The sequence below is a fragment of the Phycicoccus sp. Soil802 genome (assembly GCF_001429605.1).
In the GTDB taxonomy this organism is placed as follows: Bacteria; Actinomycetota; Actinomycetes; order Actinomycetales; family Dermatophilaceae; genus Pedococcus.
On the sequence record NZ_LMSS01000006.1, the window covers coordinates 72,247 to 97,007 of the forward strand.

The 24,761-nt window shown below is 72.0% G+C and carries 25 protein-coding genes; 5 read left to right on the forward strand and 20 right to left on the reverse strand.

Annotation, left to right across the window (positions count from 1 at the left end; genetic code table 11):
* Positions 1-39: 39 nt before the first annotated feature.
* Together nusB and efp are read right to left on the reverse strand one after the other, a co-directional pair.
* On the reverse strand, positions 40-453 hold the full coding sequence (gene nusB, locus ASG91_RS14360) for a transcription antitermination factor NusB (RefSeq protein WP_056923344.1): 414 nt from the start codon (positions 451-453) through the stop codon (positions 40-42).
* Positions 454-1,014 carry an elongation factor P gene (efp, locus tag ASG91_RS14365; RefSeq protein ID WP_056923345.1) on the reverse strand — a complete coding sequence of 187 codons (561 nt, stop codon included), beginning with the start codon at positions 1,012-1,014 and terminating at the stop codon, positions 454-456.
* A 196-nt stretch (positions 1,015-1,210) separates the two neighbouring features.
* On the opposite strand from efp, the gene ASG91_RS14370 reads away from it, so the two are divergent.
* A complete protein-coding gene (locus ASG91_RS14370; RefSeq protein WP_369820369.1) occupies positions 1,211-2,179 on the forward strand; it encodes an aldo/keto reductase in 969 nt (322 codons plus the stop codon).
* Positions 2,180-2,192: 13 nt separating this feature from the next.
* Here the strand turns inward: ASG91_RS14370 and ASG91_RS14375 are convergent, their stop codons facing one another.
* The 12 genes from ASG91_RS14375 to ASG91_RS14430 form a co-directional block, all read right to left on the reverse strand.
* Entirely contained in the window at positions 2,193-3,107 is a 915-nt protein-coding gene (locus ASG91_RS14375) for a 3,4-dioxygenase subunit beta (RefSeq protein ID WP_056923347.1), read from the reverse strand.
* Positions 3,108-3,294: 187 nt separating this feature from the next.
* Complete coding sequence (gene aroB, locus ASG91_RS14380; protein WP_056923348.1) at positions 3,295-4,368, reverse strand: 3-dehydroquinate synthase; 1,074 nt, start codon at positions 4,366-4,368, stop codon at positions 3,295-3,297.
* A gap of 13 nt (positions 4,369-4,381) precedes the next feature.
* Complete coding sequence (locus ASG91_RS14385; RefSeq protein WP_056923766.1) at positions 4,382-4,915, reverse strand: shikimate kinase; 534 nt, start codon at positions 4,913-4,915, stop codon at positions 4,382-4,384.
* Positions 4,912-6,135, reverse strand: a complete 1,224-nt coding sequence (gene aroC, locus ASG91_RS14390; protein WP_056923349.1) for a chorismate synthase — start codon at positions 6,133-6,135, stop codon at positions 4,912-4,914. Before aroC ends, ASG91_RS14385 begins: the two co-directional genes overlap by 4 nt.
* Positions 6,136-6,172: 37 nt before the next feature.
* The gene (locus tag ASG91_RS14395) at positions 6,173-6,868 is read right to left on the reverse strand and encodes an A24 family peptidase (protein ID WP_056923350.1); all 696 of its coding nucleotides are present in this window, start codon (positions 6,866-6,868) and stop codon (positions 6,173-6,175) included.
* Between the two features lie 31 nt (positions 6,869-6,899).
* Positions 6,900-7,718 carry a shikimate dehydrogenase gene (locus ASG91_RS14400; RefSeq protein ID WP_056923351.1) on the reverse strand — a complete coding sequence of 273 codons (819 nt, stop codon included), beginning with the start codon at positions 7,716-7,718 and terminating at the stop codon, positions 6,900-6,902.
* Positions 7,711-8,904 carry an endolytic transglycosylase MltG gene (mltG, locus tag ASG91_RS14405; RefSeq protein ID WP_056923352.1) on the reverse strand — a complete coding sequence of 398 codons (1,194 nt, stop codon included), beginning with the start codon at positions 8,902-8,904 and terminating at the stop codon, positions 7,711-7,713. Before mltG ends, ASG91_RS14400 begins: the two co-directional genes overlap by 8 nt.
* A complete protein-coding gene (ruvX, locus tag ASG91_RS14410; RefSeq protein ID WP_056923767.1) occupies positions 8,901-9,416 on the reverse strand; it encodes a Holliday junction resolvase RuvX in 516 nt (171 codons plus the stop codon). The genes mltG and ruvX overlap by 4 nt, the downstream gene beginning before the upstream one ends.
* A gap of 20 nt (positions 9,417-9,436) precedes the next feature.
* The gene (alaS, locus tag ASG91_RS14415) at positions 9,437-12,139 is read right to left on the reverse strand and encodes an alanine--tRNA ligase (RefSeq protein WP_056923353.1); all 2,703 of its coding nucleotides are present in this window, start codon (positions 12,137-12,139) and stop codon (positions 9,437-9,439) included.
* Between the two features lie 111 nt (positions 12,140-12,250).
* A complete protein-coding gene (locus ASG91_RS14420; RefSeq protein WP_056923354.1) occupies positions 12,251-12,556 on the reverse strand; it encodes a DUF6167 family protein in 306 nt (101 codons plus the stop codon).
* A 5-nt stretch (positions 12,557-12,561) separates the two neighbouring features.
* Complete coding sequence (locus tag ASG91_RS14425; protein ID WP_056923355.1) at positions 12,562-12,945, reverse strand: DUF948 domain-containing protein; 384 nt, start codon at positions 12,943-12,945, stop codon at positions 12,562-12,564.
* 38 nt (positions 12,946-12,983) lie between these two features.
* Positions 12,984-14,318, reverse strand: coding sequence for a replication-associated recombination protein A (locus ASG91_RS14430; RefSeq protein WP_056923768.1), 1,335 nt, complete (start codon positions 14,316-14,318; stop codon positions 12,984-12,986).
* A gap of 82 nt (positions 14,319-14,400) precedes the next feature.
* Between ASG91_RS14430 and ASG91_RS14435 the strand changes: the two genes are divergently transcribed.
* The 3 genes from ASG91_RS14435 to ASG91_RS14445 all read left to right on the forward strand — a co-directional run bounded on the left by ASG91_RS14435 (position 14,401) and on the right by ASG91_RS14445 (position 18,376).
* Positions 14,401-16,668, forward strand: a complete 2,268-nt coding sequence (locus ASG91_RS14435) for an MMPL family transporter (protein ID WP_235545643.1) — start codon at positions 14,401-14,403, stop codon at positions 16,666-16,668.
* On the forward strand, positions 16,665-17,420 hold the full coding sequence (locus ASG91_RS14440; protein ID WP_056923356.1) for a GNAT family N-acetyltransferase: 756 nt from the start codon (positions 16,665-16,667) through the stop codon (positions 17,418-17,420). Before ASG91_RS14435 ends, ASG91_RS14440 begins: the two co-directional genes overlap by 4 nt.
* A gap of 128 nt (positions 17,421-17,548) precedes the next feature.
* On the forward strand, positions 17,549-18,376 hold the full coding sequence (locus ASG91_RS14445; RefSeq protein WP_056923357.1) for an alpha/beta fold hydrolase: 828 nt from the start codon (positions 17,549-17,551) through the stop codon (positions 18,374-18,376).
* A 42-nt stretch (positions 18,377-18,418) separates the two neighbouring features.
* On the opposite strand, the gene ASG91_RS14450 is transcribed toward ASG91_RS14445, so the two are convergent.
* Both ASG91_RS14450 and ASG91_RS14455 read right to left on the reverse strand, forming a co-directional pair.
* Entirely contained in the window at positions 18,419-18,850 is a 432-nt protein-coding gene (locus tag ASG91_RS14450; protein ID WP_056923358.1) for a VOC family protein, read from the reverse strand.
* Between the two features lie 9 nt (positions 18,851-18,859).
* Positions 18,860-19,315 carry a helix-turn-helix domain-containing protein gene (locus ASG91_RS14455; protein WP_056923359.1) on the reverse strand — a complete coding sequence of 152 codons (456 nt, stop codon included), beginning with the start codon at positions 19,313-19,315 and terminating at the stop codon, positions 18,860-18,862.
* Between the two features lie 131 nt (positions 19,316-19,446).
* Between ASG91_RS14455 and ASG91_RS14460 the strand changes: the two genes are divergently transcribed.
* Positions 19,447-19,857: a hypothetical protein gene (locus tag ASG91_RS14460; protein WP_056923360.1), complete on the forward strand. Its 411-nt coding sequence runs from the start codon at positions 19,447-19,449 to the stop codon at positions 19,855-19,857.
* Positions 19,858-19,876: 19 nt separating this feature from the next.
* Here the strand turns inward: ASG91_RS14460 and ASG91_RS14465 are convergent, their stop codons facing one another.
* The 4 genes from ASG91_RS14465 to ASG91_RS14480 all read right to left on the reverse strand — a co-directional run bounded on the left by ASG91_RS14465 (position 19,877) and on the right by ASG91_RS14480 (position 24,758).
* The gene (locus ASG91_RS14465; protein WP_157581886.1) at positions 19,877-21,523 is read right to left on the reverse strand and encodes a hypothetical protein; all 1,647 of its coding nucleotides are present in this window, start codon (positions 21,521-21,523) and stop codon (positions 19,877-19,879) included.
* Between the two features lie 215 nt (positions 21,524-21,738).
* Complete coding sequence (gene aspS / locus ASG91_RS14470; protein WP_056923362.1) at positions 21,739-23,544, reverse strand: aspartate--tRNA ligase; 1,806 nt, start codon at positions 23,542-23,544, stop codon at positions 21,739-21,741.
* Positions 23,545-23,637: 93 nt separating this feature from the next.
* On the reverse strand, positions 23,638-24,042 hold the full coding sequence (locus tag ASG91_RS14475; RefSeq protein ID WP_200961331.1) for a YchJ family protein: 405 nt from the start codon (positions 24,040-24,042) through the stop codon (positions 23,638-23,640).
* Positions 24,039-24,758: a VOC family protein gene (locus ASG91_RS14480; RefSeq protein WP_056923363.1), complete on the reverse strand. Its 720-nt coding sequence runs from the start codon at positions 24,756-24,758 to the stop codon at positions 24,039-24,041. The genes ASG91_RS14475 and ASG91_RS14480 overlap by 4 nt, the downstream gene beginning before the upstream one ends.
* Positions 24,759-24,761 lie beyond the last annotated feature (3 nt).

Consider the following 24,761-nt stretch of genomic DNA (forward strand, 5'->3'; position numbering starts at 1 on the left):
TGGACGCGCTCCAGGACCGGTGAGGTCGATCTGTGCCGTTCAGGCCAGGGTTGGCTTGACCTCGGCCAGCCGGGCCAGCAGGCCGTTGACGAACTTCGGCGAGTCGTCGGTGGACAGGCTCTTGGCCAGCTCGACCGCCTCGGCGATGGCGACGCTCTCCGGCACCTCGGTCGCATAGAGCACCTCGAACGCCCCGAGCCGCAGGATGGCGCGGTCGACGCTGGGCATCCGCTCGAGCGTCCAGCCCTGCGAGTAGGTCGAGAGCAGCTCGTTGATGTCGTTCCAGTGGGCGACGACCCCCTCGACGAGGTCGGAGGTGTACTGGTTCAGGGGCACCTCGGTGACCGGCTTGGCCAGCCGCTCGGCGAGCAGGTCACGCGCGTTCATGCCGCGGTTCTCGGCCTCGAAGAGGAGGTCGATGGCCCGCTTGCGGGACTTGGTCCGTGCGCCCACTCAGTTCACTCGGCCGAGGTAGGAGCCGTCGCGGGTGTCGACCTTGACCTTGGTGCCCTGCTCGAGGAACAACGGCACGTTGATGGTCGCACCGGTCTCGAGGGTGGCTGGCTTGGTGCCACCGGTGGAGCGGTCACCCTGCAGGCCGGGCTCGGTGTAGGTGATCTCGAGGACGACCGAGGTCGGCAGCTCGACGTAGAGCACGGTGCCGTCGTGGGTCGCGACCTGGGCCATCTGGTTCTCGAGGAGGTAGTTGGCCACGTCGCCGACGGTGGCCTCGGGGATGTGGATCTGGTCGTAGGTGTCGCCGTCCATGAAGACGTAGTCGGACCCGTCCTTGTACAGGTACTGCATGTCGCGACGGTCGACGTTCGCGGTCTCGACCTTGACGCCCGCGTTGAAGGTCTTGTCGACGACCTTGCCGGACAGGACGTTCTTGAGCTTGGTCCGCACGAAGGCCGGGCCCTTGCCGGGCTTGACGTGCTGGAACTCCACGACGGTCCACAGCTGACCCTCGAGGTTGAGGACCAGGCCGTTCTTGAGGTCGTTGGTCGATGCCACGTGACTGTCTCTCTCTGTTCAGGTGCGCAGGCCGGTCAAAGGCCATCGGTGTGCCGCGGGCGTGCGAGCGCGCGGCAGTCCCGGAAAGGTGCGGGGTGGGAGTCGGCCGACAGTCTAGCCGTGCGGTCCACGCTCCCCCGAATCGCTGCCGGTGCCGCCCGCATGCGTCAGCTGCCACCCTGCCTAGGGTGAGGGCATGACTGCCACGCCTCCCGCCCCGGACATGACCTACCGACCGCTGGGGTCGAGCGGCCTGATGGTCAGCGTCGCGGGCGTCGGCTGCAACGCGTTCGGGCGACGCGTCGACCAGGACGGCGTCGCCTCGATCCTGACTGCGGCTCGCGACAGCGGGGTCACGCTGCTCGACACCGCCGACATCTACGGCGGCCACCCGGGCCAGAGCGAGTCGATGCTGGGCGAGGCCCTCAAGGGCCAGCGCGACCAGTTCGTGCTCGCCACCAAGTTCGGCATGGACATGCAGGGCGCCAACGGGCCCGACTTCGGCGCGCTGGGGTCGCGTCGCTACGTCCGCCGGGCCGTGGAGGCCAGCCTGCGGCGGTTGCAGACCGACCACATCGACCTCTACCAGCTGCACCGCCCCGACCCGTTCACCCCGCTCGAGGAGACCCTGGAGGCGCTGACCGACCTCGTGCGCGAGGGGAAGGTCCTCTACCTGGGGTGCTCCAACTTCGACGGCTGGCAGGTCGCCGACGCCTCCTGGACCTCCTCGACGGCGGGGCTGGCGTCCTTCGTGTCGGTGCAGAACGAGTACTCCCTGCTCGACCGCACGGTCGAGGACGAGGTGACGCCGGCGTGCGAGCGGTTCGGGCTCGGCATACTCCCGTTCTTCCCGCTGGCCCGCGGGCTGCTGACCGGGAAGTACCAGCGGGACGCCGCGGCGCCGGAGGGCTCGCGAGCGGCGCTCGAGGCGGACCGCGCCGGGTGGCTCGCGGAGGCCGACTGGGACCGGGTCGAGGCGCTCCAGGGCTTCGCCGACGAGCGTGGCGTCGAGCTGATCGACGTCGCGATCGGCGGGCTCGCGGCCCAGCCCGCGGTGGCCTCGGTCATCAGCGGCGCGACGTCGGCGGCGCAGGTCACCCGCAACGCGCGAGCGGCCCGCTGGGAGCCGGATGCCGCGGACCTCGCCGCGCTGGACGAGCTCTAGCCCACGCCGCCGCTCAGACGCCGACCGTCAGGTTGGCGACGTAGCCGTCGCTGGCGTTCCCGGTGACCGTGGCGAGCTGGTAGATGCCGCCGTCGTTGCCGAACACGTTGTCCGACGTCAATGACGTCTGCGCCAGGTTGCGCACGCTGGCCTCGTAGCCGGCCGTCGCGTAGGCCTCGGCGCAGGCGGCCTCGGGCAGGGCGATCTGGGAGGTCTTGACGATCTGTCCGCTGCTCGTGGCCTGCGCCAGGGACTGGTACACCTCGAAGTGGATGTGCGGCCAGCGGCCCGAGTATGCCGCGGGGAAGATGCTCGTGAACGTCGCCGTGCCGGAGGAGCTGGTCGCCTGCACCCCGCGCAGGTAGTTCTCGTCGGTGACCCCCTGGGAGTAGAGCGAGTACTGGCCGTCGCGGTCGCAGTGCCACAGGTAGACGGCGGCACCGGACAGGGCGGAGTAGCCGTTGCCCGCGTCCGTGACGGTGAGGTTGATCGTGAGCGGGACGCCCTGGGCGGTGGTCGTCGACGAGCCGAAGCTGCTGGTGATGTCGGACCGCACGATGCCCGAGTCGTCGAGGACGTTGGGCCCGTTGGAGCCGTCACCCGGGTAGGGGCCGCCGGTCTCGTCGGGGACCTCGGCCTGGGGCGTGCTCCCCGAGGCAGCGCTCGAGGAGGAGGTTGAGGACGTCGCGGAGGTCGCCGAGCTGGTGGAGGAGGACGACGAGGTCGAGCTGGTCGAGCCCGCGGAGTCGCCGTTTGCACCGCACGCGGCGAGCGCCGCCGTGGCCCCCAGGCCGCCGAACAGCCCGAGCACGCGACGCCGGTCGAAGAGCGTGGCGAGGTCGAACTCGAGCCCGCGGTCGTGCCGGTCGTCGTGTGGGGCACCGAGGTGGTCCGTGCCGTGGTCCGCTGGGGTCTGGTGTGTGCTCATGGCTCCACCATGGTCGCTCTCACCCTCCGCGGCGTGTGCCCTGGCTGTGCGGTCCCTGTGAGCGGTGGCCCCGGCTTCACCCCGGAACGTTGACCTTCACCCCGGAACCGTTCCGGGGTGAAGCACAACCTTGTCCCAAGACCCGATAAAGCTGGGGCTGGTGGGGTGAAGGTGTCGGGTGGAGGGGCTACTCGCGGGAGACCTCGGCGTAGGCGGCCTGGAGCAGCGCCGGGTCGGGGCCCTCGAGCCGGGTGGGCCGACCCACGTCGGACAGCACCACGAACCGCAGCAACGAGCCCCGCGACTTCTTGTCGCGCTTCATCGCGTCGAGCAGCTGCGGCCACCGGTCGCCCCGGTAGGACACCGGCAGGCCCAGCGAGGTGAGGATGGCCCGGTGCCGGTCGACCAGCGCGTCGTCGAGCTTGCCGGTGAGGCGGGCGAGCTCGGCGACGTAGACCATGCCGATCGAGACGGCCGCGCCGTGGCGGAACGCGTAGCGCTCGACCTGTTCGACGGCGTGGCCGAAGGTGTGGCCGTAGTTGAGGATCTCGCGCAGGTCGGCCTCCTTGAGGTCCTGCGCCACGACCTCGGCCTTCACCCGGATCGCCCGTTCGATGAGCTCTCGGACGTGCGGCCCGTCGGCGCGGGTGGCGCCCTCGGGGTCGGACTCGACGAGGTCGAGGATGACCGGGTCGGCGATGAAGCCGCACTTGACGACCTCGGCCAGCCCGGCCACGAAGTCGTGCTTGGGCAGGGTCTCCAGGGTCGCGAGGTCGCAGAGCACCCCGGCCGGCGGGTGGAACGACCCGACCAGGTTCTTGCCCTCCGCCGTGTTGATGCCGGTCTTGCCCCCGACCGCGGCGTCCACCATCGCCAGCAGGGTGGTCGGCACGTGGACCACCCGGATGCCGCGCAGCCAGGTGGCCGCCACGAAGCCGGCCAGGTCGGTGGTCGCCCCTCCCCCGACGCTAACGATGGCATCGGTGCGGGTGAAGCCGGCCTGCCCGAGGACACCCCACAGGAAGGCGGCGACCTGCGCGGTCTTGGCCTCTTCGGCGTCGGGCACCTCCGCGGCATACGCCTCGAAACCCTTGGCCACCAACGCCTCTCGCACGCCTTCACCGGTCGCTGCGAGAGCGCGCGGGTGGACGACGAGGACGCGCTGGGTCGCCGCTCCGAGGAGCTCGGGCAGCTCTCCCAGCAGACCGGTGCCCACGACGACGTCGTAGTCGCCTCCGACGCTGATGCGGGTGGTGCTCATGCGGTGGGTCCGTTCATGTGCTGTCTCCGGTCGGTGCGCCGAGGAACGCCAGGATCTCCTCGACCACGGCGGCCGGCTTGCGGCCCGCCGTGTCGACGCGCACGGTGGCGAGCCGCTCGTAGGTCGGGCGTCGCTCGTTCATCATCTTGGTCCAGCTGGCGCGGGGGTTGACCATCAGCAACGGACGGCTGGCGTCGAAGCCGATGCGTCGCGCGGCATCGGCGATGCCGACGTCGAGGAAGACCACGGTGTGCCCGGCCAGGGCGGCCTGCACCTCGGGGTCCATCGGGGCACCCCCACCGAGTGACACCACCCCCACCTCCTCGGCCAGCGCGCGCAGCACCTCGGCGCGCTCCAGCTCGCGGAAGTGCGCCTCGCCGTGGTCGACGAACAGGTCGGGGATCGACTGGCCGGCAGCCACCTCGACGGCCCGGTCGGTGTCGTGGGCGGGCAGGTCGAGCGCGCGGGCCAGCCGTCGGCCGATCGTGCTCTTGCCCACCCCGGGCGGTCCGATGAGGACCAGCCGGGGAGTCGTCGTGCCACTCACCACGTGCGCATCGCCTCGGGGATGGCCGCGAGGTATGCCGCGTGGTTGCGCGACGTCTCGGCGACCGAGTCGCCGCCGAACTTCTCCACACAGGCCTGCGCCAGCACGAGCGCGACCATCGCCTCGGCCACGACCCCGGCCGCGGGGACCGCACACACGTCGGAGCGCTGGTGGATCGCCTTGGCCGCCTCGGCCCCGGTCGTGTCGACCGTGTCGAGGGCGCGCGGCACGGTGGAGATCGGCTTCATGGCGGCCCGCACGCGGAGCACGTCCCCGGTGGACATCCCGCCCTCGGTGCCTCCGGCCCGACCGGTGCGCCGGTGGATCACCCCGGCCGCATCCCGCTCCATCTCGTCGTGCGCGGCCGAACCCCGTCGTGCCGCGGTGCGGAAGCCGTCGCCGACCTCGACGCCCTTGATGGCCTGGATGCCCATGAGCGCCGCGGCGAGCTGGGCGTCGAGCCGGCGGTCCCAGTGCACGTGCGAGCCGAGACCCGGGGGCAGCCCGTAGGCCACCACCTCGACCACGCCACCGAGGGTGTCGCCGTCCTTCTTGGCCGCCTCGACCTCGGCGACCATGGCCGCCGAGCCAGCGGCGTCGAGGGTGCGCACCGGGTCGGCGTCGATCTGCTCGACCTGGTCGGGGGTGGGCAGCGGGGCGTCCTCGCCGACGCCGGCCGCACCGATCGCCACGGTGTGCGAGACCAGCCGGATGCCGTAGGCCTGGTCGAGGAAGCGGGCCGCCACCTCACCCAGGGCCACGCGGGCGGCGGTCTCGCGGGCCGAGGCGCGCTCGAGCACCGGTCGCGCGTCGTCGAAGCCGTACTTCTGCATGCCCACGAGGTCGGCGTGCCCCGGGCGCGGTCGGGTCAGCGGCCGGTTGCGGGCGACCTCCTTCTCGGCGTTGACGTCGTCGGCCGCGGCGTACGCTTCGTCGGAGACGGGGTCGGGCGACATCACCGTCTCCCACTTGGGCCACTCGGTGTTGCCGATCCGGATCGCCACCGGCGAACCCATCGTCACACCGTGGCGCACTCCCCCGAGGAACTCGACCTCGTCCTGCTCGAACTTCATCCGGGCACCCCGGCCGAACCCGAGCCGACGTCGGGCCAGCGCGGCGGCGACGTCCTTGGTCGTCACCTCGACCCCGGCCGGCAGACCCTCGATCGTCGCGAGGAGGGCCGGGCCGTGGGACTCACCTGCGGTCAACCAACGGAGCATGTGCCGATCCTCCCACGCAGGTCACCGACGTCTTCCGCTAGGTCACCACGTGGTACTGAACCAGCACGCCGACGAAGGCGCCGACCAGCATCGACGGCCCGAAGGCGATGTGTGAGCGCATCCCCACCCGGCGGCCGACGAGCATGACGAGGGCGATCAGGCCGCCCGCGAGGAAGCCGGCCATGAGGGCCACGACCGCCTCGCTGACCCCGAGCCATCCGAGCAGCAGGCCGATCAGCCCCGAGAGCTTCACGTCGCCGAAGCCCAGTGAGCTCGGCGACAGGAGCATCATCACGAAGTAGACGGCGTACATGGCGGTCAGGCAGGCCAGCGCCCGCACGAGGGCCCACCAGTCCCCCAGCCCCGCGGTCGCCACCACCACGAGCACCAGCACCGCCGGGTAGGACGGCAGCACCAGCCCGTCGGGCAGCCGGTGCACGTCGGCGTCGATCCAGACCAGGCCCACGGTCAGCCAGCCGAAGTAGAGGAACGCCGGCAGGGCGGCCCAGCCGGCGAAGTCGCCGATCCGCCAGCCCAGCACCGCCCAGAGGGCGGCCAGCACCACCGCCGGCCACCACCAGTGCCGCGGCACGGCACCGGCCTGGTCGGACTCGACGCGGTAGCCACCGGTCGCGAGGGCTCGTCCGGTCAGCCCGCCCACCACAGCTCCCGCGAGCGCGAGCAGGACCAGCGCCCAGGGTGCGGTCCCGGCGCCGTCGGCCAGCTCGATCACCGGGCTCGTCCCTTGGTCGACCCGGACTCCTTCATCGGCCCAGCGCCTGTCTCCCGGCGGCATACATCGCCTGGACGGGTGGCTGCTGGCCGGTGAAGAGCCGGAACTGCTCCGCGGCCTGGTAGACGAGCATGTCCAGCCCGGACACCACGTGCATGCCGGTCGCCGCCGCAGCCGTGGCGAGCGGGGTCGGCCAGTCGGCGTAGACGACGTCCATCAGGGTCCCGCGGCGCTTGCGCGTGCCGAGCGCCCGGGCGGCGAGCTCACCGGCCGCGGGCGGCAGGGTGCTGACCACGAGCCCACCGGGGTGGGCCGACCCCCACGACGCCAGGGGCACGAGGTCGACCGCGATCCCGGCGTGCACCGCGAGCCGCAGCGTCTCCGGGCGGGCGTCGCCGCGGACGACGAGCCGGATCCGCTGCACCCCGAGCGACCCGAGCGCCAGCACCGCCGACCGAGCCGTCGCCCCGCCCCCGAGCAGCGTGGCGGTGCCGTCGTGCTCGGCCTCGGCGAGCGCCGCCTCGAGCCCTCGGACGTCGGTGTTGTGGGCGTCCCAGCCGCCGTCCCGGCGCCGCACCAGCGTGTTGACCGAGCCGGTGACCCTGGCCGTCTCGGTGACGGTGGTGGCCACCGAGAACGCGGCCTCCTTGAGCGGCATGGTCAGGCTCAGGCCCCGCCAGGTGGCGTCCAGGCCCGCGACCCACCCGGGGAGCTCGGCCTCGGTCAGCTCCTGCGCCACGTAGGACCAGCCGGTCAGCCCCAGGGTGCGGTAGCCCGCCCGGTGCAGCACCGGGGACAGCGAGTGCGCCACTGGTGACCCGAGGACCGCCGCCCGGCGCGGCTCAGCCACCGCCCTCGCACTTCGGCTTGTTCTCCTCGCACCACGCCTGGCGCTGGGCGTTGTTGCGGTCGTGCTCGGCCTGGGTGGTCGCGAACAACGTCTCGCCGGTGTCGTAGTTGACCGTCACGAAGTAGAACCACGGGCCGTCGGCCGGGTTGGCCGCAGCCTCGATCGCGGCCGCACCCGGGCTGCTGATCGGGCCGGGCGGGAGGCCCTTGTGGGTGTACGTGTCGTAGGGGTTCGACTTGGCCGAGTCGTACTCGGCCTTGGTGAGGTTGCCCCGCTTCTTGAGCACGAAGTTCACCGTGGAGTCCATCTGGAGCAGCCCGACGGTCGGACCCGACGGGTTCTCCAGCCGGTTGTCGATCACCCGGGCGACCTTGCCCCGGTCGGCCACGCCGGCCTCGCCCTCGACGATCGAGGCCACGATGAGCGTCTTCTGGTAGTCGGCCTCCTCCACGCCGGCCTTCTGCAGCTCGTCGACGGCCTTGGCCACCATGATCTTGAGCTGCTGGGTCGCGGTCGACTTGGCGGGGAACTCGTAGGTCGCCGGGAAGAGGTAGCCCTCGACGTTGCCCTTCGCGACGGACGGCAGGCCGATCGCAGCCGCGTCCTTGATCGCCGCGGTGTACTCGGCGACGGGCACGCCGGTGCCCTTGGACAGCGCGGCGAAGACCTCCTTCTTCCACAGGCCCTCCCGCACCGTCACGCGGGGCACGGTGCGGTTCTTCGGGTCGAGCAGGATGGCCAGCGCACCAGCGCCGGACATCTGCTTCCTCATCGTGTACGTGCCCGGCTGGATCGCGGCCGCGCGCGAGTCACCTGCGGCGGCGTCGAGGTAGGCACTGGCGCTCTTGACCACGTCGGCCTTCTCGAGCGTCGCGCCGATGGCGCTGCCGGTGTCGCCGTCGTTGACGACGATCTGCACCTCACCGGTGCCGGGACCGGGGTAGTCGTTGCTCTCGAAGAAGCCGTCGACGACGGGCCGCAGGACCGTGTATGCCGCGAACGCCGCGACTGCGACGATCGCCAGGGCGATGGACAGGCATCCCATCCGCCGGCCCCTGCGCTTCTTCGGGCGGGCGCTGCGGTGGCGGTCCGCCCGGGTGCGGATCGGCTGCTCGGCCTCGTGCGTGCTCTCGCGCGCGTCCTCGTGCCCCCCGAAGATCGAGTGCTCCAGATGGGGCTCGGTCATCGCCGCCTGTCTTTCGTCCGGGGCTTGCGCCCACCTGTCCTGACCAGCTCGCCGGGCGGCCGCCCGGAACTACGCTCCGCGTCGAGCGCCGTCTGCAGGATGAGGACTGCAGCCGCCTGGTCGACCACCGAACGTTGCCGCCGGCCGTCGACCCCGCTCGCACGGAGGTTGCGGTGGGCATCGACCGTCGTGAGCCGCTCGTCGACCAGACGGACGGGCACGGGGGCGATGCGCTCCGACAGCCGCCCAGCATACGTGCGAGCGGCCTCCGCGGCGGCACCTTCGTCACCAGCGAGCGTCCTCGGGAGGCCCACGACCACCTCCACCGCCGCCAGCTCGGCGACGAGGGCCGCGACCTCCTCGAGGTCGGTGGGGTGGGCGGCAGCGTCGTCGGGATCCCGCGCGACGGTCCGCACGGGGGTGGCCAGCAGGGCTGACGGGTCGCTCGCGGCGACCCCGACCCGCACGCTGCCGACGTCGATGCCCACCCGCCGTCCGGGGCGGGTGGGCATCGAGGTGGGGGTGGGCTGGTTCACCCAGCGCCCTGGCTGGCGGCCTGCACGGCCCGGTCGACCTGGCCGAGGGCCTCACCCGTGCGGGTGGCGTCGGTGCCGCCGCCCTGGGCGAGGTCGTCCTTGCCGCCTCCGCCGCCCCCGAGGGTCTGCGCGGCGAGTCGCACGAGGGCGCCCGCCTTGATCCCCCGGTCGCGGGCGCCGGGGTTGGTGGCCACGACGATCGCCGGGCGACCGCCGGAGATCCCGGTCAGGGCGACCACGGACGGTGCCGCATCACCCAGGCGGTTGCGCAGGTCGAGCACCATGGTGCGCAGGTCGTCGGCGGTCGTGCCGTCGCCGGCGTCGTGGGTCAGGACCCGCACCCCGTCGACGTCGTGGGCGTACTCGACGAGCTTGCCGGTCGCGGCCTGCACCTGCTCGCGGCGCAGCTTCTCGAGCTCGCGCTCGGCGTCCCGGACGCGGGTCACCAGCGCGGCCACCCGCTCCTTGAGCTCGCCGGGCTGCACCTTGACGATGTCGGTGAGCTCGGCGACGAGCGCCCGCTCCTTCGCGAGGTAGTGCAACGCCTCCATGCCGACGAAGGCCTCGAGGCGACGCACGCCGGAGCCGACGCTGGACTCACCGGTGACCGTGAGGGCGCCGATCTGGCTGGAGTGGCCGACGTGGGTGCCACCGCAGAGCTCGCGCGACCAGGGGCCGCCGATCTCGATGACGCGGACCTGCTCGTCGTAGGTCTCGCCGAACAGCGCCAGGGCGCCGAACTCACGCGCCTCGGGCAGCGTCATGTACTGCGCCGAGACCGGGAGGTCCTGGCGCACCGCGAGGTTGGCCACCTCCTCGATCTCGCTGCGGGTCTCGGGCGACAGGCCCTTGCCCCAGGCGAAGTCGAGGCGCAGGTAGCCGGGCTTGTTGTAGGAGCCGGACTGCAGGGCCGTGGGGCCGAGCACCTGGCGGAGCGCGGCGTGGACCACGTGGGTGCCGGAGTGCGCCTGGCAGGCCGAGATCCGCCAGTCGGCATCCACGGCGGCGGAGACGTCCTGCCCCACCCGAAGCGGGCCGGTGACGACCTCGACGGTGTGCGCGACCAGTCCCTTGACCGGACGCTGGACGTCGACCACCTTGAGGAGCGCCCCGTCGGCAGTGATCAGGCCCTCGTCGGCGACCTGGCCACCGGACTCGGCGTAGAACGGGGTGCGGTCGAGGACGACCTGACCCCGCTGGCCCGGCTCGAGCTCCTGGACGGCGGCGCCGTCGACGACGAGGCCGAGGACCTTCGCGTCGGAGGTCAGCTCCTGGTAGGCCCGCCAGTCGGTGGCACCGAGCGCGCGCAGCTCCTTCCAGACCTCGGTGTTCGCGTGCCCGCCCTTCTTGGCCTTCGCGTCGGCCTTGGCACGCTCCCGCTGCTCCTGCATCAGTCGCGTGAAGCCCTCGCGGTCGACCTCCAGCCCCTGCTCGGACGCCATCTCGAGGGTGAGGTCGATCGGGAAGCCGTAGGTGTCGTGCAGGGCGAACGCCTCGTCACCCGCGAGCGTGCTGCCCCCGGACGACTTGGTCCGCGCGACCGCGGTGTCGAGGATGGTCGTGCCCGAGGCGAGCGTGCGACGGAACGCCTCCTCCTCGGCGTAGGCGATCTGGGAGATGCGGTCGAAGCCGGCCTCGAGCTCGGGGTAGGAGTTCTTCATCCGCTCGACGGAGACCGGCAGCAGCAGCGGCAGGCTCGGCTCGTCGAACCCGAGCAGGCGCATCGAGCGCACCGCGCGGCGCAGCATCCGGCGCAGGACGTAGCCGCGACCCTCGTTGCCGGGGGTCACCCCGTCGCCGATGAGCATGAGGCTGGAGCGCACGTGGTCGGCCACCACCCGCAGCCGCACGTCGTCGGGGTGGGACTCGCTGGCCGCATGGCCGGAGTGGGCGCCGTACTTCTTGCCGGTGAGGTCGGCCGCCCGCTCGAGGACGGGGTAGACCTCGTCGATCTCGTAGAGGTTGTCGACACCCTGGAGCAGGGTCGCCATCCGCTCCAGGCCCATGCCGGTGTCGATGTTCTTCTTCGGCAGCTCACCGGAGATGTCGAAGTCGTCCTTGGCGCGGACGGCGGACAGCTCGTACTGCATGAACACGAGGTTCCAGAACTCGAGGTAACGGTCCTCGTCGACGGCCGGGCCGCCTTCGCGGCCGTACTCCGGGCCACGGTCGAGGTACAGCTCGCTGCACGGCCCGCCGGGACCGGGCACGCCCATGTGCCAGTAGTTGTCGAGCTTGCCGCGGCGGGTGATCCGCTCCGCGGGCACGCCGATGGTCTTGTGCCACAGCTCGTAGGCCTCGTCGTCGTCCTCGTAGACGGTGGGCCAGATCTTGTCGGCGTCGAGGCCGTAGCCACCCTGCCCCTGCGGCGTGGTGATGAGCTCCCACGCGAACCGGATGGCGCCTTCCTTGAAGTAGTCGCCGAACGAGAAGTTCCCGTTCATCTGGAAGAAGGTGCCGTGGCGGGAGGTCTTGCCGACCTCCTCGATGTCACCGGTGCGCACGCATTTCTGCACCGACGTGGCGCGGTCCCAGAGCGGCTCCTGCTGGCCGAGGAAGTAGGGCTTGAACGGCACCATGCCGGCGTTGACGAACAGGAGGTTGGGGTCGTCGTACACCAGCGGTGACGACGGGACGATCGTGTGGCCCTTGCTCTCGTAGAACGAGAGGAAGCGGCGCCTGATCTCGGCGGTTTCCATGAAGTACTCAGTCCTTAGGCGCATGCGGGGCCACCGACGGGCCGGCATGACGAATCGTACGGGCAAACAACGGGGGTGTGCCGGGGCGGCGACGCGGGTGCGCCAGCGCCCCTACCGAGCTCGCGGGCCCGTGGGGTCGTCGAGGAGGGCGCGCGCCGACGCGGCGTCGAGCCGGGCCGCGCTCGCCTCGGGGTCGTCGGCCGTGGCGGCGTCGATGCCCAGCGCCAGGCGCAGCTCGCCCTCACGCTCGGCCATGCCCTCACGCACCGCGGCCGCGAGCTCGCGCAGGCCCTCGCCGAAGTCGGACAGGCCGTTCGCGACGCCGGCCGGCGTGTAGGCCTCGGCCGCCTTGCTGACCTTGCGCACGGCATACACACCGGCTGCGGCGCCCAGCGCCACCCAGAAGAGACGTGCCACGGTGATCAGCCCCTGCGGCGGCGACGGCCGCCTGCGTTCTTGGTGCCGCTGGCGCTCAGCGCCGAGCGGACTCCGTAGGTGAACGCCGCGACCTTCACGACGGGCGAGCCGAGGGTGGCCGCGAACAGCGAGGTGAGCGCGCTGGCGTTGGTCGTCATCGCCGACACGTTGGTGGTGATGCCGTCGACCCGCGCGAGCTGCTCGTTGGTCAGGCTGACGGTGTCGGTGAGCTTGAGCAGGGTCGGCTGCACGTTCTCCGTGGTGCTGCGCAGGCTGACCCTCGTCTCGTCGAGGATCTTGCCGGCCTTGCCGATGACGCTGCCCAGTCGGAAGACCAGGAACGCGAAGGCCAGCGCCGCGATCATGCCCGCGATGTCGCCCAAACTCACTGAATCCATGCGGGCACCCTACCCCGTGGCGCCGCAGGTCAGGAGCGGCGGATGCGCGCCTTGAGCCACTCCCAGCGCGGTCCGAGGCGCTCCTCGAACCCGCGGTCGGTCGGCCGGTAGTAGTCGGTCTTTCCCTGCAGGTCGTCCGGCAGGTAGTCCTGCTGGGCGACCCCGTCGGCCTGGTCGTGCGCGTAGACGTAGCCGTCACCGTGCCCGAGCCGGGTGGCGCCGGCATACCCGCTGCCGCGCAGGTGAGGGGGCACCAGGCCGCCCTTGCCGGCCCGCACGTCGGCGATCGCCTCGTTGATGCCGGTGTAGGCAGCGTTGCTCTTGGGTGCCAGTGCGTTGTGCACCACCGCCTGGGCGAGGATGATCCGCGCCTCGGGCATGCCGATCTGGGCGACCGCGTGCATGGCGGCGACCGCGGTCTGCAGGGCGGTGGGGTCGCCCATGCCGACGTCCTCGGACGCGGAGATGACGATGCGCCGGGCGATGAACCGTGGGTCCTCGCCGGCCTCGAGCATCCGGGCCAGGTAGTGCAGGGCGGCGTCGACGTCGGACCCGCGCATCGACTTGATCAGCGCCGAGGCCACGTCGTAGTGCTGGTCGCCGGTCTTGTCGTAGCGCACGCTCGCGAAGGCCACCGCCTGCTCGGTGTGCGCGAGCGTGATCTCCACGGGCCCCTCGTGCGAGGAGCCGGCCGGTATGCCGTCCTGCGCCACCCCGGCGGCGGCCTCCAGCGAGGTGAGGGCTCGCCGCGCGTCGCCGCCGGCGATGCGGACCAGGTGGTCGGTGGCGTCGTCGGCGAGGACGTACTCCCCGGCCAGCCCGCGCTCGTCGGTCACCGCGGAGGCCAGCACCTCGCGGACCTCCTCGTCGGAGAGCGGCGCGAGGGTGATCAGCATCGACCGGGAGAGCAGGGGGGCGATGATCGAGAACGACGGGTTCTCGGTGGTCGCCGCCACGAGGATCACCTGCCGGGTCTCGACACCGGGCAGCAACGCGTCCTGCTGGGCCTTGGTGAACCGGTGGATCTCGTCGAGGAACAGCACGGTCTGGCGGTCGTACAGGTCGCGGTCCCGCGCGGCCTGGTCCATGACCGCGCGGACGTCCTTGACCCCAGCGGTGACCGCGGACAGCTGGACGAACCGGCGGTCGGCCGCCGTCGCGACGAGGTGGGCGAGCGTGGTCTTGCCGGTGCCGGGCGGGCCCCAGATGATCGCCGACAACGGGCCGGCCGCTCCCGCGGACCCCTCGATCAGCCGCCGCAGTGGGCTGCCGGGCCGCAGGACGTCGGACTGCCCGCGGACCTCCTCGAGCGACCTGGGCCGCATGCGGACGGCGAGCGGTGGGAGGGAGGCACCCGTGGGCATGCCGTCCCCGTCCCTGGCAGCAGTGGCTGCCTCGAACAGGTCACCTCCGGCGTCGACTCCCACGACTGGCAGGCTATCCCCCGTGCCCGACGCCGCTGACCACACCGTCCAGCAGGAGGACGCCCCTGCTCACGGCGCACCCCACCCGGACCGGTCGCGCTCGGCGCTCAGTCACCTCGGCGCCGCGCTGGGCCGGCGCCCCGGGGTCGTGGTGGTCACGTGGGTGCTGCTGGTGCTGCTCGGCTTCGCCGCGGCGGGCGGGGCCTTCGGCAACGAGCGGCTGTTCGACCGGCTCACCGCGGGCGAGCCGACCGTCCCGGGCGAGAACGAGACCGGGCGCGACCTGATCGCCGACTCCGGGAGCTCGGGGTTCCAGACCATCACCGTGCGCGTCGACGGGGTGGACGTCTCCAGCCCTGCGGTCGGGCAGGCGGCGCAGCGCGCCGCCCAGCAGGTCGGCGAGCTGCCCGGGGTGACGCGGGTGGCCTCGCCGTTCGTCGTGCCGGGCGGGCTCAGGTCGCCGGCGGCAGCGACGATGCTCAAGGACGGTTCCGCCGCCTCCGACGGCTACGTCACCGTGGTGACGGTCGACAACCTGCCCGACGAGGCGGCCTTCCACGCGCTCGGGGACCAGGTCACCGCAACCGTCCGGACGGCCACGGCCGGCGAGGGGGCGACCGTGACGTCGGGGGGCGTCCGCGACCTCGTCGACGCGATCACCGGGCAGCTCGAGGTCGACCTCCGCACCGGTGAGGGCATCGCCCTGCCGGTGAGCTTCCTGGTGATGATCGTCGTGTTCGGTGGTTTCGTCGCCGCCGGCATGCCGATCTTCGGGGCGATCGCCTCCATCGCGGGAGCGCTCGCGTCGCTGCTGGGCTTCTCCTACCTCATCGACCTCGACACCACTGCCGTCAACGTGGTGACGGTCCTCGGGCTCGGCCTCTGCATCGACTACGGGCTGCTCGTCGTCAGCCGCTTCCGCGAGGAGCTGCGGGCCCGGGCGGCCGGCCTCCCGGTCGCGCAGATCCCCCGCTCGATGGTGGTGGACGCCGTGGCCCGCACCGTCGACTCGGCCGGCCGCACCGTGGTCTTCTCGGGCCTCACCGTGGCCATCTCGCTCGGTGGCCTGCTCGTCTTCCAGTCGCCGCTGATGAAGGGCATCGGCACGGCCGGCGTCTCGGTCGTCGTCATCGCGGTCCTCGTCGCGCTCACCCTGGTGCCCGCCCTGTGCGTGCTCGGGGCCCGTCGGCTGCTGCGCCGCGGCACCGAGCAGGCGCCGGAGCACGGGGTCTTCTCGCGGCTGGCGCAGTGGGTCCACCGGTTCCCGGTCCCGATCATCGTCGTCGTCGCGACCGCCCTGCTGGCGCTCGCTGCTCCGGCGCTCGACCTGCGGCTCACCTCGTCGGGGGCGCAGCTGCTCCCCGTGTCGGCCCCCGAACGGGTCTTCTTCGACGGGTTGGCCGAGGACTACCCCGTGCTGGGTGGGGCCGACGTGACCGTCGTCGCCAAGGCGCCGCTCGCCCAGGCGCAGCGGTATGCCGCGGACCTGCGGCTCCCGGAGGGCGGCCGGGTCCTCGACGTCACGACGTTGCAGGGCCCCGGCCGCAGCGGGTCGGCCCCGAGCCTGGTCCGGATCGACGTGCCGGGTGGTCCTCTCGAGCAGCCGGCGCGCGACCTGGTCGACCAGCTCCGCGACCAGCGCCCGGCCTTCGACACCTACGTGGTCGGGCCGGCGTCCGGCCTCAAGGACTTCACCGACTCGATGTGGGATCGGGCGCCCTACGCCTTCGCCCTGGTCGCCCTCGCCACCCTGGTCCTGCTGTTCCTGATGACGGGGTCGGTCGTGATCCCCGTCAAGGCACTGCTGCTCAACGTGGTCTCCCTCGGGGCGTCGCTCGGCATCGTCGTGCTGGTCTTCCAGAAGGGCCACCTGGAGGGGCTGCTCGGGTTCGCCTCGGTGGGAGCCGTCGAGTCCACCATCCCGTTGCTGGTGCTGGCGTTCGGGTTCGGGCTCTCGATGGACTACGAGGTGTTCCTGCTGTCGCGCATCGTCGAGCTGCACGAGCGGGGCTACTCCAACGACGACGCCGTGGTCGTGGGGCTGCAGCGCTCGGGTCGCATCATCACCTCGGCCGCCCTGCTCGTGGTCATCGTGTTCTCCGGCTTCGTGGCCGGCCAGCTGCTCATCATCAAGGAGACCGGCGTCGGGCTGGCCACCGCCGTCGCCCTCGATGCCACCCTCGTGCGCATGCTGCTGGTGCCCGCCACCATGACTCTCCTCGGCGACTGGAACTGGTGGGCACCCACGCGGCTGCGCGGCCTGCACGCGCGGTTCGGGATCACCGAGTGACCGCGGCGCTGCGGCTGCTCCGGACCCACGAGGCGGCGCTCGAGGCGAGCGGCGGCAGCGCGTTCGTGCGCTACGACGTGCCCTCGCCGCTCGAGGGTGACGGCTTCGCCCTCGGCCGGGCCCTGGCCCTCCCCCGCCGCACCCGCACCCGACGCCTCGGGCTGCTCGTGCTCGGCCCGCCGGAGGACGTCGATCCCCTGGTCGGCGCCATCCTCGGACGAGACCTGCTCGACCCCGAGGTGCGGTCCGTCACCGTGCAGCGCGGGTTGCTCGACGCGGTCGCCCGCCACGTGCGGCTGCAGGAGGGCACCGAGTGGGAGTGGCTCTGCACCACCACTGCCCCGCCCGAGGTCGCGGCCGAGTCCCGGCTGCTGCCCCTGACCAGCGGCCACCAGCAGGAGATCGAAGCCCTGCTGGCCGCTGCCAACCCCCGCAGCGACGCCCGCCCGTTCCACGACCCCGGACAGCACTGGGTCGGGGTGCGCGACGACCACGGCCGGCTGGTCGCCTGCGGCGTCCGGGAGCGCAGCCTCGCCGGTCACCCGATGCTGTCCGGGATCACCGTCGACCCCGCGCAGCGGGGACTCGGGCTGGGGCTGGCCGTCACGGCACACCTCACCCGTCGGGCGGTCGAGGACGACGGCGTCTGCACGCTCGGCATGTACTCCCACAACGCCGTCGCGCGGCGGCTCTACCTCGGGCTGGGCTACGGCGACGTGCACGAGTGGTCGAGCCGCCGCTTCTCCGACTGAGGTCACGCGGGCGTGGCCCGGTGCGCCGGAGCCAGGTCACCCCGACCTGCGGGAACGGCCACGTTGTGCCTACATTCGTGCTGACCCACCAACACCGCTGACCCTGCACCCCCGGCGAGAGGACTGACATGCCCACCCTGTCCAACGGCGACGTCGAGATCCACTACGAGGACACCGGCGGCTCGGGCCGCCCCGTCGTCCTCGTCCACGGCTGGCCGCTCAGCGGTGCCTCGTGGAACCTGGTCGCCCCCGCGCTGACGGAGGCCGGCTACCGGACCATCACCTACGACCGGCGCGGCTTCGGGGAGTCGGACAAGCCCGGTGAGGCCTCCGGGTACGACTACGACACCCTCACCACAGACCTCGACGCCCTCCTGCGCGAGCTGGACCTCACCGACGTGACCCTGGTGGGCTTCTCGATGGGCGGCGGCGAGGTGGCCAGGTATGTCGGCACCCACGGCGAGGAGCGGGTGCACAGCGTGGTCTTCGCCGGCGCGATCCCGCCGTTCCTCCTCAAGGACGAGGACGAGAACCCCGGTGGTGGCCTCGACCGCGAGACGGCGGCCGGCTTCCAGGCGGCGCTCAGCCAGGACCGTGCCGGTTTCCTCGACGGGTTCATGACCAACTTCTTCTCCGCCGGGGGCGTGCTCAAGGTCACCGAGGAGCAACGCCAGGAGGCCCTGGGCCTCGCCGCCCAGGCCGACCTGCACGCGGCGGTGGCGTGCATCCAGTCATGGCTCACCGACTTCCGCGCTGACCTGGCCCGGATCACGGTGCCGACCCTCGTCATCCACGGCGACTCCGACGCCATCGTCCCCGTGGAGGTCTCCGGGCGGAAGACCCACGAGGAGGTCGACGGCAGCGAGCTGGTGATCGTCGCGGACGGTCCGCACGGCATCATCACCAGCCACCCCGAGGAGTTCAACGCGGCCCTCGTCGGCTTCTTGGCGAAGTAGCCCCACGTCGTCGCTCGGCTCAGGCGAAGGGTCGCTGTCCTGCTACGCCCGGAAGTCCTCCGGGGTGTAGCTGCTCTCCTCGACGAGCACCAGCCAGTTGCCGGAGTTGTCCCGGCACAGCGCCTCGGTTCCGTAGGGACGCTTGGACGGCGGCTGGATGAACTCGACGCCCTTGGCGCTGAGCTCCTCGTAGGTCTTCTGGCAGTCGTCGACGCTCAGGCCGAGGCCGTTCATGCCGCCCTCGTCCTGCGCGCGCCTGATGGCCTCGACCATCTCCGGGGCCAGGGGCGGACCGGGCACCGCGAGGTTGACGTTCAGCTCGGGCTGCTTCGGGTGCACGACGGTGCACCAGCGATAGCCGTCGCCGAGGGTGATGTCGTCCTTGGGCTCGAAGCCGAGGACGTCGGTGTAGAAGGCCAGGGCCTCGTCCTGGTCCTTCACGAACACGCTGACGATGGAGATGTTGGTGATCATGGGTCGACCCTAGGAGGGGGTCGGCTCGTCGTGCTTCTCCTCGATTGCGGGGTCCCGCTTCTCCGCCAGGCCCCACATGAACACGAAGCACCCGGGGATGTGCGGCGCCCCGGCGGCATACCGGCGCTGGAAGTCGCTCGGGCTCTCGCCGACCACCGCCCGGAACCGGCTGCTGAACGAGCCGAGGCTCGTGAACCCGACCGCGTGGCACACCTCGGTGACGGTGAGGTTGGTGGCGCGCAGCAGGTCCTGGGCGCGCTCGATCCGCCGCTGCGACAGGTACTCCCCCGGCGTCACGCCATAGGTGGCCTTGAACAGTCGCAGGAAGTGGTACTTGCTGAGCCCGGCCACGGCCGCCAGCGAGTCGACGTCGACCTGCTCGGCGTAGCACCGGTCGGCGTGGTCGCGCGCTCGGCGCAGGTGCACGAGCACGTCGCCCGGAGCCCGCAGTGCCTGGTCACCCACGAGCCCATTCTGCCGGTGGTGGACTGCGCCGTTTGCAGACTAGGCAGAACGCCGGATCTGCCCGGCCCGCCCGGCTCCTACGCTCGTCCTCACCCACCCAGTTGCTCGCAGGGGGCTCGAAAGGACGTCCGATGCGATCATCTGCCCGCCTGACCGTTGCAGCCGCGCTCACCCTCCCCCTTGCCGTCGTCTCCGTCGTGCCTGCCTCCGCAGCTCCGGCCCGGGCCGGGCTCGTCACCGTGCAGTGCGGGTCGACCCTCTACCAGACCTGGGTCAACGGAAACGGCGCGTTCACCCCTGCCCACGACCTCGGCAGCACCAGCACGCTCATCCCGTTGGCGTTCGGGCCCAGCACCTTCACGGTCACCGACCCGAACGGCGTCGTCGTCGACTCGGGGACCGACCCCGGAGCTGCGAAGGGGCAGTCCGCGAACGCAGCCGGAGCCCAGTGGTGCACCTTCTGGTTCAGTGACACCGATGAGGACGGCTTCACCTTCTCGGTGTCGGGCACGGTCCTCGGAAAGAAGACGCCGATCGGCTGACCAGAGCGAGCGCCGTTCCCTAGCGGACCGCGCCGGAGCGGGCGAGGGCCTCCTGCGCCGCGGCGAAGAAGGCGACGGCCCAGGGCTCGTGCGGCTGCGGGATGTCTGCGGCCAGCTGCTCGAGCCCGCCCGGCCGTCCCGGCACCGCGTAGCGCCGGGAGGTGAGGTCGTCGCGGTTGAGCTCCACCACGCGGTGCGCCACCGCGACGGGGTCGCGCTGGGTGATGGCGCCGCGCAGGTGCAGGCCCGACCACACCTCGTCGAAGTCCTGGAGGCCGTTGAAGAAGTTGCGGATCAGCACCCAGAAGACGAAGTCGATCGTCTCGTCGGTCCAGCCGTGCACCCGCACGATGCCCGGGACGGTCTCGCCGACGAAGGTGTACTCGTGCTCCCTGTCGACCACGCGGCCGTAGGCCATCAGGGTCGGCAGGGTGCTGGTGTCGAGCACCCCGAGCCAGCGCACCGCCCGCGACAGCAGGCCGACTCCCGCGGCGCTGTCCGAGTAGAGGAACGCGCTGCGGGCCATCGCGTCCGCGGCCGTCTCGACGAGGTGCCGCAGCGCCGGGAGGGCGGCCGGCAGCTCCAGTCCGACGCGGTCGAAGAACTCGCCCTCGGTCATCAGCCGGCCCTCGACCGCGAAGCGCAGCACGATCGCGGAGTCCTCCGCGCGCTCCGCGAGGTCAGGCGTCAGCTCGGCGGTGAGTGCGTGGATCGCCTCCGTCACGCCGGCGATGGTCCACGCGGGGACGGTGATGGTGATCAGGTTGCTGCGCTCGCCGGCCGATGGTCCGGCCGGACCGACCGGAGCGCCGGGGGCGAGCGGCGTGGCCTGGCTCGCCGGCACGCCCTGGCTCGCCGCCGCGCCGTGGGTCGCCGCCGCGCCCTGGGTCGCTGCCGGGCCGGGGACCCAGCAGTCGCGCTCGACCGGGACCATGGCGGGGTGCATCACCTCGACCGACGGTGCGCCGTCGAGGATCGCCGCGCCGTCGCCGAAGGTCTCGCGGGCCCGACGGTCCGGCAGGCCCTCGAGGTGGTGGGTGTACTCCGCGCACGGCACCCACGTGTTGGGCATCAGGCCCTTGCGCTCCAGCCACAGCCGGGGCGACGCGGACCCGTCGAGTCCCACACAGGTGTGGAACCCGTTGGTCCGCACCCAGAAGGCCTGGCCATCGGGTTGCCACGCCGCGAAGTCGGCCCAGCCGTCCGCCAAGGAGTCCAGGTCGTCCACCGCCGCACGGACCATCCGCTCGTCCCCCTGGAACCACGCGGGGTAGGCCGTGGGCGGCGGCCCGTCGTCCTCCGGACCACCGCCGTGCTCGAGGAGCGTGTAGGCGATCGCGTCCCAGTGCGCCTGCCGCTGGGCGACGGCGTACCGGCGGTCCGCGCCGCGGAAGTAGCCCATCGCGTCGGGCATGTCCTCGACCGACAGCCATGCCACCACCACCCGACCGAGGAACCTGGCCGGGTCGACCTCCCACAGCTGGTAGCACAGCCCGTAGCGACGCTCGACGGCGACGGGCGCGGTCTTCGCGCGACCGAGCAACCCCTTGGGCGCAGCACCGCCGGTGCCCAGGATCGGCACCTCGTCCACCGCCACCCGGGTGATGTCCTTGCGCACGGCATGGCGACCTTCGGGGCTCGGGATGAGGACAGGCGTCCGGACCATGCGCGGAGCCTAACTTTCGGGCGCCGGTCCTGGCGGCGGTTCCACCCAGTCCACCGTGGCTCGCCGCGAATTTCGGCCAATCGGCCGACTTCCGAGTGGTCACGAGCCTCCGCGTCCCGTGGTCTCGGGCAGTTGGCCGACTTCCCGGCCAACCAGAGATGGGTATGCCGCCCGCTCGGGCGAGCGGGCGGCATACCGATCGGGTGTGGTGGGGCTCAGGCCCCGGCGCCAACCTTCGCCTCGGCGGGCTCGGGCTCGGCGTCGACGCCGGCCTCCTTGCGCTGCTCGGGCGTGATCGCCGCGGGTGCCGCGGTCAGCGGGTCGTAGCCGCCACCGGACTTGGGGAAGGCGATGACGTCGCGGATCGACTCGGTGCCGGCGAGCAGCGAGACGATCCGGTCCCAGCCGAACGCGATGCCACCGTGCGGCGGCGCGCCGAAGGCGAAGGCGTCGAGCAGGAAGCCGAACTTCTCCTGCGCCTCCTCCTCGGACAGGCCCATCACCGCGAACACGCGCTCCTGCACGTCGCGGCGGTGGATACGGATCGACCCGCCACCGATCTCGTTGCCGTTGCAGACCATGTCGTAGGCGTACGCGAGCGCCGGACCCGGGTCGGTGTCGAAGCTGTCGAGGAACTCGGCCTTGGGCGAGGTGAACGCGTGGTGCACCGCGGTCCAGGCGCCGGCACCGACGGCCACGTCACCGGCGGCGACCGCCTCGGACGACGGCTCGAACAGCGGGGCGTCGAGCACCCAGAGGAACGACCAGGCGTCCTCGTCGATGAGCTCGCAGCGACGGCCGATCTCCAGCCGGGCCGCACCGAGCAGGGCGCGCGAGGACTTGGTGGGGCCGGCGCCGAAGAAGACGCAGTCGCCGGGCTGGGCACCGACGTGGCCGGCGAGGCCGTCGCGCTCGGCGTCACTGAGGTTCTTGGCGACCGGGCCACCGAGGGTGCCGTCCTCCTGGACCAGCACGTAGGCCAGGCCCTTGGCGCCGCGGCTCTTGGCCCAGTCCTGCCAGGCGTCGAGCTGCTTGCGCGGCTGCGAGGCCCCACCGGGCATGACGACGGCGCCGACGTACTCGGCCTGGAACACCCGGAACGGCGTGTCGGCGAAGTAGTCGGTGCACTCGACCAGCTCGTTCCCGAACCGCAGGTCGGGCTTGTCGGAGCCGAACCGGCGCATCGCGTCGGCATAGGTCATCTGGAGGAACGGCGTCTGCAGCTCGACCCCGATCAGCTTCCAGACCTCCTTGACGATCTCCTCGCCGAGCTCGAGCACGTCGGCCTGCTCGACGAACGACATCTCGATGTCGAGCTGGGTGAACTCGGGCTGGCGGTCGGCGCGGAAGTCCTCGTCGCGGTAGCAGCGCGCGATCTGGTAGTAGCGCTCCATGCCGGCGACCATGAGCAGCTGCTTGAACAGCTGGGGGCTCTGCGGCAGGGCGTACCAGGAGCCGGGCGCCAGGCGTGCGGGCACGAGGAAGTCGCGGGCGCCCTCGGGCGTGGAGCGGGTCAGGGTCGGCGTCTCGATCTCGACGAAGTCACGCGCGCCGAGCACCGACCGAGCGGCCGCGTTGACCCGCGAGCGCAGCCGGATGGCCGCGCCCGCCGAGGAGGCCCCGGGGCGACGCAGGTCGAGGTAGCGGTGCTTGAGACGCGCCTCCTCGCCGACCGTCACCCGCTCGTCGATCTGGAACGGCAGCGGCGCCGAGGCGTTGAGGACCTCGATCGAGCTCGCGACGACCTCGACCTCACCGGTGGGCAGGTCGGGGTTGACGTTGTGCTCGCTGCGGGCCACGACCTCGCCGGTCGCCCGGATGCAGTACTCGTTGCGCAGGTCGTGCGCCGCACCGGTGAGGACCTCGTCCCGCGCCACGACCTGGACGATCCCGCTGGCATCGCGCACGTCGAGGAAAGCCACTCCGCCGTGATCGCGCCGACGAGCGACCCAGCCCGTGAGCGTGACGGTCTGACCGGCGTGGTCGGCACGCAGGGTGCCGGCCTCATGGGTGCGGAGCACGAGAGATCCTTCGTTTCAGTCGGGTGGTGAACCCGGCCATCCTACGGACCGGCCCACGCGGCATACGAATCGGTTGTCGGTGCGCTCAGGGCGTCAGCCGACGTCGCCATCCACATAGACCCAGCGCCCGGCTCGCTTCACGAACCGGCTCCGCTCGTGCAGCACGCCGTCGGCGTGGGCCGCCTCGAACTCCACCTCCCCGACCGAGTCGCTGTCGCGGCCGTCCGCGGTCTCGAGCACGGTCAGTCCTTGCCAGGCCGGGCCGCCGGACGCGTCCAGCTCGCTCGGCCGGGTGCGCGGGTGCCACGTGCGCAGGAGGTATGCCGCGTCGTGGACGACGTAGGCGCTGTACCGGCTGCGCATCAGCCGCACCGCGGAGTCGGCGTGGGCCACACCCTCGTGCAACGGACGGCAGCACGCCGCGTAGGTCAGGCCGGTGCCGCACGGGCAGGCGTCGGCGCAGGCGGGGTCGTGGGCGACCACCCCGAACGCGCTCACGACGAACTCGACGGGAGGAAGCAGAACTCGTTGCCGGAGGGGTCCTGGAGCGAGGTCCACGGCAGGTCGCCCCAGTCGTGGTCGATCCGCACGGCGCCGAGGGCCTCGACCCGCTCGAGCACGGCGGCCAGGTCGTCCCCGGCCTCGAGCCGCAGGTCGAGGTGGAGCTGGTTCTTGCCCGCCTTGGGCTCGTCGGCCACGAGGAACTCCAGGATCGGACCGCGGCCCGAGGGGTCACGCAGCGACTGGGGCGCCGTGCCGGCGTACTCCTGCCAGCCGGTGAGCCCCGCCCAGAACGCCGCGTCGCGCGCCGGGTCGTCGCCCAGGACCGGGATCGCCGCGATCGGGCCGGTGTCCCGGTAGGCCTCGCGCTCCTCCATCACGCAGAACGGGTGGCCCTCGGGGTCGGCCAGCACCACCCAGGGCGCGTCGCCCTGACCGATGTCGAGGGGGGTGGCGCCGAGGTCGAGCAGCCGCTGCACGGTGGCGGCCTGGTCGCCACCGGCGTGCAGGTCGAGGTGGAGCCGGGGCGAGGGCAGCCGTGGGTCGGAGACCTGCTGGAAGCAGAGGTCGAGGGTCGGCCCGCCGTCCACCGACAGCCGGGTCTCGACGATGTCGGGCTCGTCGGTCAGGGTCTGCGTGCCCAGGGCCTGCTCCCAGAAGTGCCCCCGCACCTGGGGCTGGGCAGCATCGAAGACGAGGTTCTCGAGAAACATGCG